The organism is Caedibacter taeniospiralis (genome assembly GCF_002803295.2).
GTDB lineage: Bacteria > Pseudomonadota > Gammaproteobacteria > Francisellales > Francisellaceae > Caedibacter > Caedibacter taeniospiralis.
This window is the reverse complement of sequence record NZ_PGGB02000015.1, coordinates 18,114-33,898: the sequence shown is the minus strand read 5'-3', so window position 1 is coordinate 33,898 and position 15,785 is coordinate 18,114. Positions and strand designations below refer to the sequence as shown.

Below are 15,785 nucleotides of genomic sequence, written 5' to 3'. Positions count from 1 at the left end.
ATGATAGTTAATCGCGTATTTTACCCGATGTTTTTTGATTAATTTTTCAGGAATAATCCACTCATTAACAATGCTCAATAGCACATAGTCTCGATAGTGGCTTTTTTGGTATTCCGCATAAGACAGGATTTGAATACCCTGCTGCTGACTCCACTGCTGTATAAGCGAATCACTACTGATGACTGCCATTAAATCATAATCTGATGAGCCATGAACGAGTTTACAACACTCAAGGCAAAGCCCTGCATTTCCAATAACAATAATTTTAGTTTTCATGGCACATTACAAAGTTAAGTTGATGTTTGTTAAAAATATTGGATCGAGTTTATAGGGATACCATAACYSCTGCTGCGCATTTGTTAATTTAAACYGCAACATGCTTATCCCAAAAATACTACCACTGCTACGCATTGAAGCGCACCCATCACAGTTGAGTGAAATAGTAAAGAAAAACAGCCCTGAAATCTAGTAAAGATAAGCAACCAATCAGCAAATTCTTTTCTTTTCCGTTAAGGTGGTGTAACAAAGAACTACAAGGATTAAAGTTAAAAACATGAAAGCAAAATACAAACTACATATCGACAGACAATGCAGAAAAGTTTTTAAACTCGCTTGTAACTGAACAAAAGAACTTGATGTATACCCATCGTAAATCATTATACGAGCGGTATAGAGACTCCTCACGTTAAAAAATGGTGGGATCAGGATGTGCAGGGTCAATCACTGATGTTGAAAAATAAGGACATGATAATCGCACCCGATCAGCTAACAATGTTTGAATATCTTGAATGATGCGTTTAGAATAGCAGGCAGTAAACTTATGTGTCAGCAGGCGGTTTTTGTGAGGTTTAAAAGTACGCTGTTGTTCTAAAAGGTGATAAAAAATGGGTACAGAACTTGCGAAAGAAAATATGATCAGACAACAAATTCGGATATTGGGCATTCCTTATGGTGATTTGTTGAGTGTTATCGCTGACACCCCTCGCGAAATTTTCGTTCCGAGTAATTTTCGTGAAGTGGCATATTCCGAAGTGGCGATTCCTTTAAATCATGGGCAAGGTGAGCTAACCCCGCAAACCGTTGCCAAGGTGCTTCAGTTTCTTCAGCCAAAAAGGCACGAAAAAGGGCTGGTATTAGGCTGTGGTTGCGGCTACTTAACTGCGCTCTTAGCTAAATTAACTAAGCTTGTGGATGTGGTTGATCGATATGAGGATGTGCTAAATCACGTCAGAAATGTGTTGAAAACAATCGGGGTGTATAATGTCAAGTATCACTTAAGCTCTCAAAATAGTGAGGAAGTTCTCAATGACATAGTACAACAAAACACATTTGATTTAATTGTTGTCAGAGAGTTGCAAAAGGCAGAGCCAACAGAGTGCCTAAAATATTTGGCAATCAACGGTAGAATGTTGTACTTTCTTGGGAAAGAAAATTATGCTAAAGCGATTTTGGTGCAAAGGAATATGAATAATTCTTATCAGCACATATCAGCTTTCGATGTTTACACATTGGTGGATGAAAAAACGCAGAATAAAGTATTCTGCTTTTGAGGAATGAAGAAATGATGATAAAAAGGTTGGACGAACAGATGAAAAAAATTACGTTGGTAATAAGTGGGCTATTGTTTGCGGGGTATGCTGTTGCAGAACCCATTGTATCTAATACAAAAACGGAACAAGCAGCAATACAAGCACAGAACTTATCACAGATTTACCAGTTGGCTCAAAAGCAGAATGCGCAATACATGGCAGCAGAGGCGACATTTAATTCAACACAGCAAAATGTGCCTGCAGCTTTGGGTAAGCTTTTGCCGAATATTACCGCAAGCTATAGTGCACAAGAAAGCTATAGTTCAACAGTGGATGAATCAACTGGGAAAAAATCAAAGTATTTCACGCAAACACCGAGCGTTACCGCTACACAGGCGCTGTTTAACTGGGGCGCATGGGGTGGGTATAACTACGCTAGTTTCCAGGCAAAGACTGATGCGATTACTTTTGTTATTGCTCAGGCGAGTTTGATTACAGATGTGGCAAGTGCCTATTTCGCAGTTTTACAGGCACAGGATAATTTAGCTTATGCTGAAGCTAATCAATCCTGGAATAAGGAGTTATTGAGTCAAACGCAAGAGAAATACAAAGTTGGTCTTTCAGCGATCACTGATGTGCAGGCAATTAAAGCGGACTATGAAAAGGCAGTAGCTGCAACCGTTCAAGCTAAAAATGATTTGGCAACTTCGTATGCCAGACTTAGTCAAATTGTTGGGCAGCCAGTGACCTCGATTGAAAATTTAAGTGATAAGTTTCCGTTTGATAAACCTGATCCAGATAATATGGACAAGTGGATGGAGATCGCTTTAAAGCAAAATAATACGATTATCCAAAATCAATTCCTGGTCGATGCAGCGAAAGCAGGGGTCAGTGGTTTATGGGGTAACTTCCTGCCTGCTGCAACACTAACAGCAACAGCATCAAGAGGTCTAAATTATCAAAATACCAATTACACCTCAGGCAGCACCAGTGCTTCTGCGGGTGTGGGAGTGAGCTGGAATTTAGTCAATGGAGGCAGTGATTATGCTTCATTAAAACAGCAGCAATATACTGCGGAGGCTTCCAAGTACACATTACTGGAGGCAGAACGTACAACAGAAAGTCAATTAAAAACGGCGTATCTAACGGTGTTATCTGATATTGCTCAGGTGGAAGCATATAAACAGGCAGTGATTGCGGCAGAAGCATCGGTTCAAGCGATGAAAGCTGGCTATGAAGTTGGAACGCATACGATTGTTGATCTACTACAACAACAGCAGCAGCTTTTCCAGGCGCAACAACAATATGCAAAAGCAAAATATGCCTACATTAATGATTTGTTGGGGCTCAAAAATACGGCGGGAGCTTTAGTGTATAAGGACATTGATGCTATTAATAAGTGGCTTACGCCAGAAACAGCTTCAACGCAGAGTAGTAGCGTAATCTAGGGTAGCTAAATAAAATGTCTAACAAAAAAGAGAGTAGCGCGCTGAGCTACATTGAGGTCTTGCTTGAACGAATTGTTTTCGCCAGTCGCTGGATTCAGGCACCTATTTATATTATTTTGGTGCTGGTGTTGCTTGCTTTTGTTTATCAGATGGCAAATGAGGTTTTGCATTTATTTGCAAGCCTCATGGTTCTTAAACCACATGAGCTGATTGTTTTGGGACTCACACTTTGCGATACCGTGCTTGTTGCCAATTTAATTGTGATCGTTATTATCAGCGGCTATGAGAACTTTGTTTCTAAAATAGATGTGGAGCACAAATCAGGTGAACCAATTTGGATCAAACGCCTGTCTCACACGGGAGTCAAGCTGAAGATTGCAGGTTCAATTGTTGCTATTTCGTCGATCTCGTTACTTAAGCAGTTTTTAGATATTCCGCAGTTATCTAACCGTGAGCTCTTGTGGTATGTTGTCTTACATCTGACTTTTCTCATCTCCGCATTGATTTTGGTATTTGTTGCACTATTAGAGAAAAAAATTAAAGAGTATTAATGAGTGAGGGTATGGCGATAAAAGACCGACAGGAAGCTATTGTTAAGGATTTTAACTTTTTTGATGACTGGAGTGATAAGTATGCTTATTTGATTAGTTTGGGTAAGAGCTTGGCTCCATTTCCTAAGAGCAAAAAAGATGCAGCACACATGGTCAAAGGATGTCAGTCTCAAGTCTGGTTTGATGCAACTTTAAGCGATGGCAGGTTAAGTTTTTGTGGAGTTAGCGATGCGGCTATTGTTTCTGGGTTAATTGGTTTGTTGCTTAAGGTTTATAGTGATGCGACAGCTAAAGAAATTACAGAGTCAAATACTGATTTTATGACTGAGATTGGTTTGGCAAAACATTTAAGCGCAACAAGAAACAATGGCTTACATGCAATGCTTAACTACATTTACACCACGGCACAAAAGTATGTCGATGTCAGTGCCTGAGGTCATTGTTTTTCGACCTGAACCTAAAGCCTCGGTGTTGGTTAATGGCTTAGCTAAGCACGGTATTTCTGCCATCGCGGTTGTGCCTTTTGAAGTGATCTCCCTGGATTTTGATATGCCTGATATCACAGGCTTTGATGATATTATTTTTACCAGTACGTTTGCCGTTAGCGCATTTTTTTGTCAAGCTATAGATGCGCATCAATTAGCTCATAGGAATGTATGGGCAATCGGGCGTGGAACTGCAAAAGCATTGCTTAACTTCGGCATTCATGCGTTGTCCCCCATAAAGGCTGACTCTGAACACTTACTGGCTGAACTACAACAACAAGATATGAGAAGTCTTAGTAATAGAAGTTTTTTGTTGGTGAAGGGTGAATCAGGACGTGAGCTGCTAAGAGAGGTGCTCAATGAAAAAGCGCATAAGCTCAACATTATTGATTGCTATCGTCGCGTTTGTCGCGCTAAAGCACTTATCCTTGAGCCATTACTACGTATCAATTGGCAAGAAAACACACCAAAAATTCTGCTTTACACCAGTTTTGAAGCGCTTAAGGCAAGCATGGGGGTGTTTGAAGAATACCCACTGTGGCGTAAGTTGTGCATTGCTACCGTTACAAATAGCCGAATGTTAGACTGGGCGAAACGCGAGGGTTTTGTTAGATTATACAATCTAGCGAATTTAACCCATGAAGAGCTCATCGTAGAGATCATAAAGCTGCAACAAGAGGATCCGCCTTATGTCAGAGAAAATAAATAGAGCCGATGAAAAAATGAGCTTAACGCACACCTTGGAAATCCCCCCTGAGACTCGAAGTGCGTCAGCGAACAAGTCTTTCTCTGGATCTGGAGGTTGGCGCGGCTATGTTGCTATATTTATTTTGGTCGCTGTTTTTGCGATTGCGGGTTTAGGTGCAAGCCTGTTTGCTTTATACAAACAGCAGGGTTATAACGAGGCTTTGCAACAGGCGGCAATAATGAGGGCAGAAAAGCCTGTGGAGAAAGATGTTCTTAAGATCAATGCACTACAAAATACGGTTGATGCTCAGTCACAGGAGCTAGAACGGCAGCGAAAAGCGCTAGGCACTCTGGAGGGTAATCAAACTAAGCAGCAAAGCGCACTAAAAGAGGCATTAGATGCGAATAATCTGAGCCAGGCTCAACTGGAGCAAAAGCTTGCCCAAGTGCAACAAAGTTATTTGCTGCCAAGCTCTACGCTAAGCCAACAAATGCAGCAGATGTATAAGCAGGCAGTTGTTTTAAATCTCAATTTTAGCAAACAGGCCTGGCAGGTTTTAGGCAGTAAAACACAAACGCTACTGTTTCTCAATCAAGCAAAAACCATGTTAATGAATGTTGATCAGGCAGGGAAGTGGATGCCTGAAATGGATTCACTTATTGTGCAAATAAAAAATCTGCCAAGTGTTGAAGAAAACTTTTTACGCATTAATGCTGTGCAGGAAGGCTTATTGGATCTGAAAATTTTGCCACCACTTAGCACAATAAGCGATGAAAGAGATCATCGAATAACAAGCACATATAAATCCGATGAAACAGGTTGGCGCGATGCCTTAGCACAGTCGTGGCAGCAAATGAAATCGCTTATACAAGTGCAGAAAATAGCACCTCAAGACCGAGTGTTATTGGCACAAGATGGGCACATCAAGCTATTGTCAAGTCTCTATAATTTATTGTGGCAGCTAAAACTGGGTGTTATAAATAATAATACCAAGATGATAGCAACGCTGAAGCAAGCTTTGATCAAAACAGTGGAGCAGTATTTTGTTGCCGATGACAATGCAAAGAAAGTCATCAATCTTATTTCAGCGGTAAACGAGGTTCCGATGGCCCAAATAGAGCAAGGTGTTGACAGACTCATCTCTTCATTATTGGTGGATAAAAAGGTTGGCGAGACATTACCAGAGTCACCATCGAAGGGTGACTCAATATGAAAAAGGCAATAGGCTTAGGTCTGGTTTGTGCCCTGGCAGTATTGGGCAGCTTATGGGTTTTATCTCACCCAGGCGTAGTGGCATTCTTTGTTGATGATACACTTGTTAAGCTGCCTTTATGGCTTTTTGTGGTGCTCATAGTTGTTTTTTTTCTAGTGTCAGGTCTTTTGTATCATGTACTGAAGCTTGTTTTGCTAAGCCCTGCGCAATGGTGGCAGGGCTTACATAAGCGTAAGTGTCAGAAGCTTATTCAGCAGCTGATCAATAGACAAAAGAGCTATTTTATCAGGGACTATATCGGTTTGGAAAAGCACAGGGCTCAAGCTCAGGTTTCATTGCCTGTTATTGGCGATGGTTTGACGGTACTTTATTGGCAGAGTCTATTGGTACAGGGTAAGTGCCAGGAGCTGCAAAGTATTCTGCAATCAGTCAAGGAAGATGTTAAAGATCGATTTATCTGGCGCTATTACCAGGCGATGATTTTTTATAAAGCAGGGGCTTTTAGTGCAGCGTTGTCTTTGCTGCAAACACTCGTAAAAGAGGAGCCCAATAGTCTTGAAATCGTTGATGCTTTGATCAATAGCCAGATAAGGCAAAAAGAGTGTATTGGTGCTAAGAACAGCATTGTAAAGTACCAAAGAATATTATCTCAAGCCTCGTTAGATGACTATTTTTATGCTTTGCTGCAGCAGGTTGTCTCATTGCGCGATCTGAATGAAATTTGGCTTGGCTTACCTCGGTCTTACGCAGTATCAGCTCGGGTGGAATATTGTTACTTTAAGCGCCTTTCTGGCTTGATCTCACAAGATGAATTGAGAGAAAGAATGCAAAAACGACTCGTAAGCTCACTCCAATATGAATTGAGTTTACTGTATCTTGAGCTTGGCAAGGATGAAGTCACTGATGAATTTATCAAGTCTTGCTGGTTAAAAGAAAAGACACATGAGGATCAGGCACTAAATCTTCTGGTTATGACACATGCTTTGTTACATAACGATTTGAGTTTTATTGAGAGCAATCTCCACGTGGTTCACCACAATGAGTTGAAAAAAATTGATCAGGCAAAACTCATGCTGTTAAAATCGAAGCTGGCAGAGTATCAATCAAGAGCGCATGAGGGACAGAAATTGCAGCATGAATTTGAAAAGTTATTGTTGGAGTCGCAATGATATATGTTAAGCGATGGTACCTAAATAATCCCTTACGCAATTATAATTATTTAATCGTCAATAGCTGGAAAAAAACGGGACTCATTGTCGACCCAACGTTGTCAACGCATTATGAAAGTTTTTTAACAGAAAACGGCATCCAGCCAGAAGCCATTTTATTGACACATAATCACCATGATCACGTTGCTGCGGCTGCATGCTTGAAAGGTAAATACGCTATTCCTGTCTATGGCAATTTTATAGAATACCGCGGGGGTAAGGTTGATTACATCGTTAGCGAGGAAATGAGGATTTTATTTGCAACGACTTTGTGTCAGGTAATTCCCTGTCCTGGACACATTGCCTCGCATGTTAGCTTTTATTTTCCGATGGAGGAGCTGCTTTTTTGTGGTGATACCATTTTTACTGCAGGCGTGGGTAATGTTAAGGATGTGACGGCAGATGTGAAAATGCTCTATGAGAGTATCGAAAAACTCAAAAAACTTCCCGCTGAAACAAAGCTTTATCCAGCGCATGATTACTTTGAGGGTAATTTGGCCTTCGCCCAAAGCATTGATTCTGAGGATTTGACCTATAAAAAATGGTCAAATCAAGTCAGTGGTGTTGTACCAGAGGATAAACCCATTACAACTTTGGGGGATGAAAGAGAAATGAATATTTTCTTTCGCGCAGGAGAGTCAAGGTTAAGGCGGATTTTGAGGCAAAGCAATGAACAGATCATTGATGCCAGAACTGCTTTTTGTGAATTAAGGGCGCGTAAAGATGTCTTCTAAGCAATATCAATTGAGTGATCTTCTGCATGTGATGGCAACGATGCGCGATAAGGATAAGGGTTGTGCCTGGACAATTGAGCAGACCTGGCGCACCTTAACCGAGTACACAATTGAAGAGGCATATGAGCTTGTCGATGCCATCGAACATCACACCACAGATTTCGTTAAATATGAACTGGCAGATTTATTAAATCAAATTGTTTTTTATGCGCAAATTGCTAAAGAGGAAGGGCTATTTGATTTTGATGATATTGTTGATGCGTTGACGAAAAAGCTTATCGCTCGCCATCCCAATGTCTTTGCAGCGGGGCAGATCAAAGAGGTTGCAGCATTAGAGAAAGAATGGCTGGAGATTAAACGCAAAGAACGTGGCAGGGGTCAAAGCGAGTTAGATGGGATTGCGTTGAATATGCCTGCAATGCTAGTAGCCAAGAAAATGCAAACAAGGGCTGCGAGTGTCGGCTTTGATTGGCACAGCATTGAAGATGTTTTTGCCAGGCTTGAGAGTGAAGTAGAAGAGCTCAAAGAAGTGTTACTTTGTGATCAGAAGAAAGCCGAAGAGGAGTTGGGGGATTTATTATTTACCTGTGTGAACCTTGCCAGGCACTTAAAAGCTGACCCAGAGGCATTAATGCGCCAGGCTAATCATAAGTTCTCCACACGCTTTCGAGGTATTGAAGGCGCGCTAAAACAGCAGAATCGCAGCATGCTTGATGCTAATGCCGATGAATTAGATGCACTATGGGAGCAGCAGAAGCTTTTATAAAACAAGGTTTTTGGACAATAATGCTGGGGCTAGTTAGATTCTCGAGTTTCTATATTGTAACTCCAGATTGTAATACTCCAAGAAATTCGGCGGAGCTGTAGAAATTGTTCTTGCTGCAGGGGTGTGTGTCGCCTTTTAAAATTGCACCGGTTTGCGAATTACGAGTGCCAAGTTCCTTTGAAGTAAAAGTAGTTAAAGCCCATCAAATAAGTATAAAATAGCCGAGTTTAATAAATTACAATTTAAAAAGTAGAGGAAAATATGGCATTGACATCACAACAACGTCAGCAGCTAAAGGCGCAGGCACATGGTTTAAACCCAGTGGTACTGCTGGGTGAAAAAGGTTTAACTGAAAATGTATTGGTTGAAATCGATCTGGCTCTGGTAGCTCATGAGCTGATTAAAGTCAAAATAGCAGGCGCTGAAAAAGAGGTTCGCCAAACAGTAACAGAAGAGATTTGCCAAAAAATGAAGTGTGAGTTAGTGCAGCTTATTGGTAATATTTCGATTTTGTATCGCAGGAAACCAAAGAAAAAAGGGGAGTAAGATGGGCTTTTTCCCTGTAACACGCCCCAGAAGACTGCGTCGTAATGCGAGCTTAAGAGAGCAGGTTGCTGAGGTGCGATTACATGTGAGCGATTTCATGTATCCTGTCTTTGTGGTTCATGGATATGATATCAAACGCGAAATCAACGGGATGCCAAATCAATATCATTGGTCTTTGGATCGGTTGCCAGAGTTGATTGAAGAGATTAAAAAATCGGGTGTTTTATCAATTATGCTGTTTGGACTTCCTGCCATTAAAGATAAATACGCATCTGAAAATTACGCGGATAATGGCATTGTACAGCAGGCAATTTGCGAAATTAAAAGCTTGTATCCAGGCTTACTTATTGCAACTGACGTGTGTTTGTGCGCATACACCACAGACGGTCATTGTGGCATTGTGCATAACGAAGAAATCAGTAATGACCAGACTTTAGATATCTTGCAAAAAACAGCAGTGTCACATGCTAAAGCGGGAGCAGATATTGTGGCGCCTAGTGGCATGATGGATGGCATGATTCAGGCAATGCGTTATGCGCTTGATCAAAATGATTATAGTGAAGTAGCAATTATGTCTTATGCCGTGAAATATGCTTCAGGTTTTTATGGTCCTTTTAGAAGTGCCTGTGACTCAACACCTAAGGGGGATAGAAAATCTTATCAGATGGATTATCGCAATAAAAGTGAGGCACTAAAAGAAGCACAAATGGATGAGGATGAAGGAGCGGATTTTTTGATGGTGAAGCCTGCATTGAGCTACTTGGACATCATTCAAGATGTCAGGCGAAATACCCATTTACCTGTAGCGGCATATCACGTTAGCGGTGAGTATGCCATGATTAAGGCGGCAGCGGAAAAAGGCTGGCTTGATGAAAAAGCGGTGTTGCTAGAGTCATTAACAGCAATCAAGCGCGCAGGCGCCAAGCTTATTCTGACTTATAGTGCATTAGATGTGGCAGCGTGGATCCAGGCGGATAATAGTGGACATTACCAATAAAATCACTGAAGATAGCAGCCACAATTGAAACCTCTTAAAGCTTCATGAACTTACAATGCCTTGCTACAAAAAGTGGCTTATCCATCAAGTCCGTTGAAAATATTGTTTCCTTATTAGAAGGGGGAGCAACTATTCCTTTTATTGCGCGTTATCGTAAAGAAATGACTAACGGCGCAAGCGATGCAGAGCTTAGGGATTTTCATGAGCATTACCAATATCTGCAAAAACTTGAGCTGCGCAAAGATGAAATCGCGCGTACCTTGATTGAACGCAACTTATATGACGATAAATTAAAGCAAGCACTAGCCTCAGTCCAAACCCTGAATGAGCTTGAAGATATCTACCAGCCTTATAAACAAAAGCGCAATACGCGTGCGCAAGCAGCTATTGAGAAGGGATTGCAGGGACTTGCGGATATACTCATCAAAGCTTATGACAGTGAAGATGTGTTTTATGCACGGGCAAAATCGTTTGTTAAAGGCGAGACGAAAACTATCGAAGAAGCCGTACAGGGGGCGATGGATATTGCCGCAGAGATATATGCAGATAGCCCAAAAGAGCGTATGTTTGTGCGCGATCAGGCTTCACGTTTTGGGGTGTTACATGTTAAGGCGACAAAAAGCTGTAATGCGCAAGGTAATTTTACTCAGTTTGATCAATATCAAGCGAATATCAATAAAGTTCCTGCACATCGGCTTTTGGCAATTTTCAGGGGAGTGGCAGAAAAAGAGCTTAGTCTGAAGGTTGAGATTGATCATGAACATTACAAAGAAACCATAGAGCGTTATAAGTTGCCAAGAAATGCAGGAACTGTCGTCAAGTTACTACTAGAAGCTTATTATGATGGCTATAAGAGGCTGCTGTATCCTGCGATTGAACGTGAGTTAATCAATCAATTAAAAGAAAAGGCTGAAAGCTCAGCCATTTGCGTCTTTGCTGAGAACCTAAGCCAGTTGCTTATGAGCCCACCTGTCAAGGCAAATGCGATTTTAGGCGTGGATCCAGGGTTTAAAACAGGTGCCAAACTTGCGGTTATTGATGCTAAAGGCATGTATTTAGCGCAAGGTGTAATCTATCCTGCTGCGCCTCATAACAAAGTTTCAGAGGCGAAAAAGATCGTCAAATCACTGGTTGAGAAATACCAGATTGATACGGTTGCTATTGGCAATGGAACGGCCTCGCGTGAGCTTCAGGATTTTTTTGCCAAATACAATGAAGAGGAAGTGCATAAGTTGTGTTATACCGTTGTATCTGAGGCAGGTGCTTCAGTTTATTCTGCCTCCAAGCTTGCACACGAAGAATATCCTGATCTAGATGTGACGATCAGAGGGGCTATATCGATTGCACAAAGATTGCAGAATCCTATGGCCGCACTGGTTAAAATTGACCCTAAGGCTTTGGGAGTGGGACAATATCAGCATGATGTGGATCAAAAGAAGCTGACACAGAAGCTGCATGATGTCACTGAGACTGTGGTGAATAATGTGGGCGTGAATCTCAACACCGCGTCGGATAAACTGTTGTCATATGTTGCAGGTTTAAGCCCTCGTTTAGCAAAAGAGATAGTGAATTATCGCCAGGTACATGGGGCGTTTAAGCGTATTACTGAGATCAAAAAGGTTAAAGGTCTCGGGGAAAAAGCTTTTGAGCAGTGTTCAGGCTTTATGCGTATTCCTGATGCTTGTGATGTCTTAGATAATACGGGGGTGCACCCTGATCATTACCCTGTTGCAGGAGAGTTATTAAAAAAAACAGCGTCAGAATTACAGCAGCTCAATATTGCCAGTTTTTCAAAGCAGTATCATATTGGCGAGGCAAGCTTGCGCGACATTATTAAAGAGCTGCAAAAACCAGGTTTTGACCCCAGAGATGAATTGCCCGCAATCCTATTTAGTGCCGATGTGCTGGATATAAAAGCGCTTGAGGTTGGTGCAGTTGTTTCTGGTGTTGTACGCAATATTACCGACTTTGGGGTATTTGTTGATATTGGGTTAAAAAATGATGGAATGATTCATATTTCACAACTAAGTAGTAAACGGATAAATCATCCAAATGAAGTGATCAGTCTTAATCAGCAACTACCACATATTAAAGTGATTGGTGTTGATGTTGAGCGACAGCGTGTAAGCCTCAGTCTTATCGAATAAATATTTGCTATGAACAGACAGAAAATTGTGAAAATATGAATAGAATAACGCGCTTACTTCATCTTGAAAATAACGACGCCTATCATGCGATGAGCATGCCCATTTACCAGGTCAGTACCTTTGACCAAAATCTGCCAAATGACTTTGAGTATTCGCGCGTGCAGAATCCAACACGGCGATACTTAGAGGCACAGCTTGCGATCTTAGATGAGGCAGATGCTGCATTTGCTGTAAGTAGTGGCTTGTCGGCATTGAATGTTATTTTGTCACTGCTTAACCGGGGCGATGAGTTAATCGTTGGGGGAGATTTTTATGCAGGTTTGTCATTTATCCTGGAGGAGATGACAGAAACCCGTGGTATTGTTCTTAAGCAGATCGACTTACAAAACCCTGCTAATTTAATGCAACAAATCACAGCAAAGACCAAAATGGTATTGTGTGAGACAGTGTCAAATCCTCTACAGAAAATCACTCCTATCGCTGAACTTGCTCGCATCACTAAGGCACACAATATTTGTTTAGTCGTTGATAATTCACTGATGTCATCCTATGCCTTTATGCCGTTAAAGCAGGGTGCTGACATTGCCCTGCAGTCCTCGACAAAGTATTTGGTGGGGCATGCCGATGTAACTTCAGGCGTCATTGCAAGCAATAGTCTTTATAAGGATCAGATTGCCAGAATTATTCGTCAAACGGGCTTCGCACTTGATCCATTCCAGTCATGGCTATTGTCCAGAAGTTTAAAAACGGTGCATTTACGTTTGGAGCGAATCGCTGAGAATACCGCACAGGTATATGCGCTTTTGAAAAAAAGTAACCTGTTTGCAGCAATTTACTACGCGGGTGATTTAAGCCAAAAACATGCACACTGGCTAAAAAAGAACAGTGTTGTTTCAGGTCTGTTGTTAGCAGTTGAGTGTCGTAATGAGTCGCAGTTTATGCTGCTATCTAACAAACTCAAATACTATTTTCCTAAAACACTGAGCTTTGGTGCGGTTCACAGCTCTCTAAGCCACCCTGCTACGATGTCACATAAAGAAGTTAAGAAACTGCAACAAATTCAATTACAGGTTTCCCCCTGGTTGTTAAGGTTATCTATTGGCTGCGAGGTGTCAGTAGACACGCTTGCAATATTTCAGGAATTCATCGATGAATATAACCGACTTGTGACAGATACCCGCGAACTTCGGGCTTAGGAACTATTTACCCAGAGTTTCAGTAGTAGGGTGGATAAGCTGAAGGCGCATCCACCAGTACTCAACAAATTAAACTAAGTCGGTCTTGACTTAAAAAACTTGCCACCTTTGCCAGGAGGAATCATGCCTTGCACGTTTTTCATTTGTGTCATGTGGCGCATTGTCCCCATCATTTTGCCAATTCCTCCCATACTCATTTTTTTCATCATCTTCTGCATTTGGGTAAACTGCATTAACAAACGGTTAATATCCTGAACTTGTGTTCCTGAACCTTTAGCAATGCGCAGCTTACGTGATGATTTAATCAGCTCGGGCTTTCTGCGCTCAAGAGGCGTCATTGAGTTAATGATCGCTTCCATTTGCACAAACATTTTGTCATTCACCTTACCCTGAATATTGGCACCCATGTTACCCATCCCTGGCAGCTTATCCAGCATAGAGCCAATGCCGCCCATTTTTTTCATTTGTTGCAGCTGGTTCTTGAAGTCTTCAAGGGTAAAGGACTTACCTTTTTTCAGCTTGGTGACTAACTCCTTTGCTTCAGCTTTGTCAACTTTTTGTTCAACTTCTTCAATAAGAGATAACACATCGCCCATGCCAAGAATGCGTGAAGCAATTCGATCAGGATGAAATGGTTCAACCGCATCTGTCTTTTCACCTATCCCGATAAACTTAATGGGTTTTCCTGTGATTTCGCGTATGGACAATGCAGCGCCACCTCGCGCGTCGCCATCTGCCTTTGTGAGTATTACTCCCGTCAATGGTAAGGCATCATTAAAGGCTTTAGCCGTATTTGCCGCGTCTTGTCCTGTCATACTGTCAACGACAAAAAGGGTTTCAGTCGGTTTAACTGCTTCATGCAGTGCCTTCACCTCATCCATCATCTGATCATCGATATGTAAACGACCTGCCGTGTCTAGAATAAGGACATCACAAACCTGTTGTTTGGCTTGCTGCATCGCCTTTTTGGCAATATCAAGTGGCTTTTCATCGCTGGAGGATGGGCAAAAATTTATATTAAGAGATTCTGCCAGCGTTTGTAATTGTTTAATCGCAGCAGGACGATAGACGTCAACACTGACCACCATGACTTTTTTGTTTTGGCGTTCCTTTAAAAATTTAGCAAGTTTCGCCGTTGTGGTTGTTTTTCCTGAACCCTGTAACCCTGCCATCAAAATAACAACTGGGGGTTGAGCGTTCAAGTTCAGCGTTTCATTTTTTTCACCAAGTGTGTGCTCAAGCTCATGCTTCACCATTGAAATAAAGGTTTGTCCAGGAGTTAAACTGGTGCGGATTTTTTCCCCCAGTGCTTCCTCCTGGATGCGCTGAATAAACTGCTTAACAACGGGCAGCGCAACATCTGCCTCCAGTAGCGCCATGCGCACATCGCGTAATGCGCTTTTGATATTGTCTTCGGTTAATCGACCTTGACCTTTAATCTTGTCAAGAGAACTGCCTAAACGTTCGGATAAACTCTTAAACATGAATTGCCGCCTGTTTTTATGATTTTAAAAAGTGTGAACTGCTTAATAATAGCGCTTAGGCATATTTTTGCAGCGAGTGCTCATATATCAATTTCATTGCTTCAACATTGCCATAATTCGCTGCTTTATTAAGCCACACGTAAGCTTCTTTTAAGTTGGTTGTCGTGTGATAGGGTAGCCCTTCATTGATGTAGGAGCGTCCTAATAAAAACATCGCCTCAGTGTTACCTAATTTGGCTGAATCCACCAGGTAGTCATGTGCTTTTTGTGTCTGGTTTTTTGATTGATAAATCAATGCTAGGGCACGATACGCATTAGCGCGATAATCTCGCGGTTGCGCCAAGTTCTTTTTATCTAAAAACTGATCAAAATACTTAATGGCTGTGTCATAGTTTTCTTCCACTGCAATCCCATAAGTATAATAAGTGCCTAGAAAGTAAGGTGAAGTGGGACAGCCATTGTGGTATAACTTGGTAAAGGCAGGCACTGATTTGGTGTATTCGCTGTGCTTAAAAAGAGCATAAGCATCATTGTATTCTTTAGAGATACAGGCATGAGCTATTTGGAAACCTAAGCCTGAGAAGAACAGGCTGATACTGAGCATGGTTTTAGGTTTGATACTGATCATAATTATCCCCTTTTTTAGGTTTGTGAGGTTAAGAATCTCAAGTTTAATTAAGATATCTATTTGCTCTGACGGGTAGTAGTAGGGTAGATAAGCCGAAGGCGCCTCCACCAATACTCAACCTGTTTGCTTTTCCGCGTGGATGCGCCTTCGGCTTATCCACCCTAC

General features: G+C 41.6%; 16 protein-coding genes. 13 read left to right on the top strand and 3 right to left on the bottom strand.

The window, feature by feature from the left end; all coding sequences use genetic code 11:
* On the bottom strand, window positions 1–276 hold a 276-nt coding region (locus CU053_RS06075), incomplete at its 3' end, for a hypothetical protein (RefSeq protein WP_158107040.1).
* Between the two features lie 608 nt (window positions 277–884).
* Here CU053_RS06075 and CU053_RS06070 point away from each other — a divergent pair.
* The 13 genes from CU053_RS06070 (at window position 885) to CU053_RS06010 (ending at window position 13,508) form a co-directional block, all read left to right on the top strand.
* Window positions 885–1,550: a protein-L-isoaspartate O-methyltransferase family protein gene (locus tag CU053_RS06070; protein WP_100551165.1), complete on the top strand. Its 666-nt coding sequence runs from the start codon at window positions 885–887 to the stop codon at window positions 1,548–1,550.
* 38 nt (window positions 1,551–1,588) lie between these two features.
* Entirely contained in the window at window positions 1,589–2,977 is a 1,389-nt protein-coding gene (locus CU053_RS06065) for a TolC family outer membrane protein (protein WP_158107039.1), read from the top strand.
* 14 nt (window positions 2,978–2,991) lie between these two features.
* Window positions 2,992–3,528, top strand: coding sequence for a TIGR00645 family protein (locus CU053_RS06060; protein WP_100551163.1), 537 nt, complete (start codon window positions 2,992–2,994; stop codon window positions 3,526–3,528).
* Window positions 3,528–3,962, top strand: coding sequence for a SufE family protein (locus CU053_RS06055; protein ID WP_233263348.1), 435 nt, complete (start codon window positions 3,528–3,530; stop codon window positions 3,960–3,962). Before CU053_RS06060 ends, CU053_RS06055 begins: the two co-directional genes overlap by 1 nt.
* A complete protein-coding gene (locus CU053_RS06050; protein ID WP_158107038.1) occupies window positions 3,943–4,722 on the top strand; it encodes a uroporphyrinogen-III synthase in 780 nt (259 codons plus the stop codon). The genes CU053_RS06055 and CU053_RS06050 overlap by 20 nt, the downstream gene beginning before the upstream one ends.
* Window positions 4,703–5,914, top strand: a complete 1,212-nt coding sequence (locus CU053_RS06045) for a hypothetical protein (protein WP_100551161.1) — start codon at window positions 4,703–4,705, stop codon at window positions 5,912–5,914. Before CU053_RS06050 ends, CU053_RS06045 begins: the two co-directional genes overlap by 20 nt.
* Window positions 5,911–7,083, top strand: coding sequence for a tetratricopeptide repeat protein (locus CU053_RS06040; protein ID WP_100551160.1), 1,173 nt, complete (start codon window positions 5,911–5,913; stop codon window positions 7,081–7,083). The genes CU053_RS06045 and CU053_RS06040 overlap by 4 nt, the downstream gene beginning before the upstream one ends.
* Complete coding sequence (locus CU053_RS06035; protein ID WP_100551159.1) at window positions 7,080–7,856, top strand: MBL fold metallo-hydrolase; 777 nt, start codon at window positions 7,080–7,082, stop codon at window positions 7,854–7,856. Before CU053_RS06040 ends, CU053_RS06035 begins: the two co-directional genes overlap by 4 nt.
* Entirely contained in the window at window positions 7,846–8,622 is a 777-nt protein-coding gene (mazG, locus tag CU053_RS06030; RefSeq protein WP_100551158.1) for a nucleoside triphosphate pyrophosphohydrolase, read from the top strand. The genes CU053_RS06035 and mazG overlap by 11 nt, the downstream gene beginning before the upstream one ends.
* A gap of 267 nt (window positions 8,623–8,889) precedes the next feature.
* Window positions 8,890–9,168: a ribosome assembly RNA-binding protein YhbY gene (yhbY, locus tag CU053_RS06025; RefSeq protein ID WP_100551166.1), complete on the top strand. Its 279-nt coding sequence runs from the start codon at window positions 8,890–8,892 to the stop codon at window positions 9,166–9,168.
* A gap of 1 nt (window position 9,169) precedes the next feature.
* A complete protein-coding gene (hemB, locus tag CU053_RS06020; protein WP_100551157.1) occupies window positions 9,170–10,165 on the top strand; it encodes a porphobilinogen synthase in 996 nt (331 codons plus the stop codon).
* A gap of 44 nt (window positions 10,166–10,209) precedes the next feature.
* Window positions 10,210–12,312, top strand: a complete 2,103-nt coding sequence (locus tag CU053_RS06015) for a helix-hairpin-helix domain-containing protein (protein WP_100551156.1) — start codon at window positions 10,210–10,212, stop codon at window positions 12,310–12,312.
* Between the two features lie 35 nt (window positions 12,313–12,347).
* Window positions 12,348–13,508, top strand: coding sequence for a trans-sulfuration enzyme family protein (locus CU053_RS06010; protein ID WP_100551155.1), 1,161 nt, complete (start codon window positions 12,348–12,350; stop codon window positions 13,506–13,508).
* Window positions 13,509–13,582: 74 nt separating this feature from the next.
* On the opposite strand, the gene ffh is transcribed toward CU053_RS06010, so the two are convergent.
* Window positions 13,583–14,992, bottom strand: a complete 1,410-nt coding sequence (gene ffh, locus CU053_RS06005) for a signal recognition particle protein (protein WP_100551154.1) — start codon at window positions 14,990–14,992, stop codon at window positions 13,583–13,585.
* Between the two features lie 55 nt (window positions 14,993–15,047).
* On the bottom strand, window positions 15,048–15,620 hold the full coding sequence (locus tag CU053_RS06000; RefSeq protein ID WP_100551153.1) for a tetratricopeptide repeat protein: 573 nt from the start codon (window positions 15,618–15,620) through the stop codon (window positions 15,048–15,050).
* Window positions 15,621–15,785: the final 165 nt, after the last annotated feature.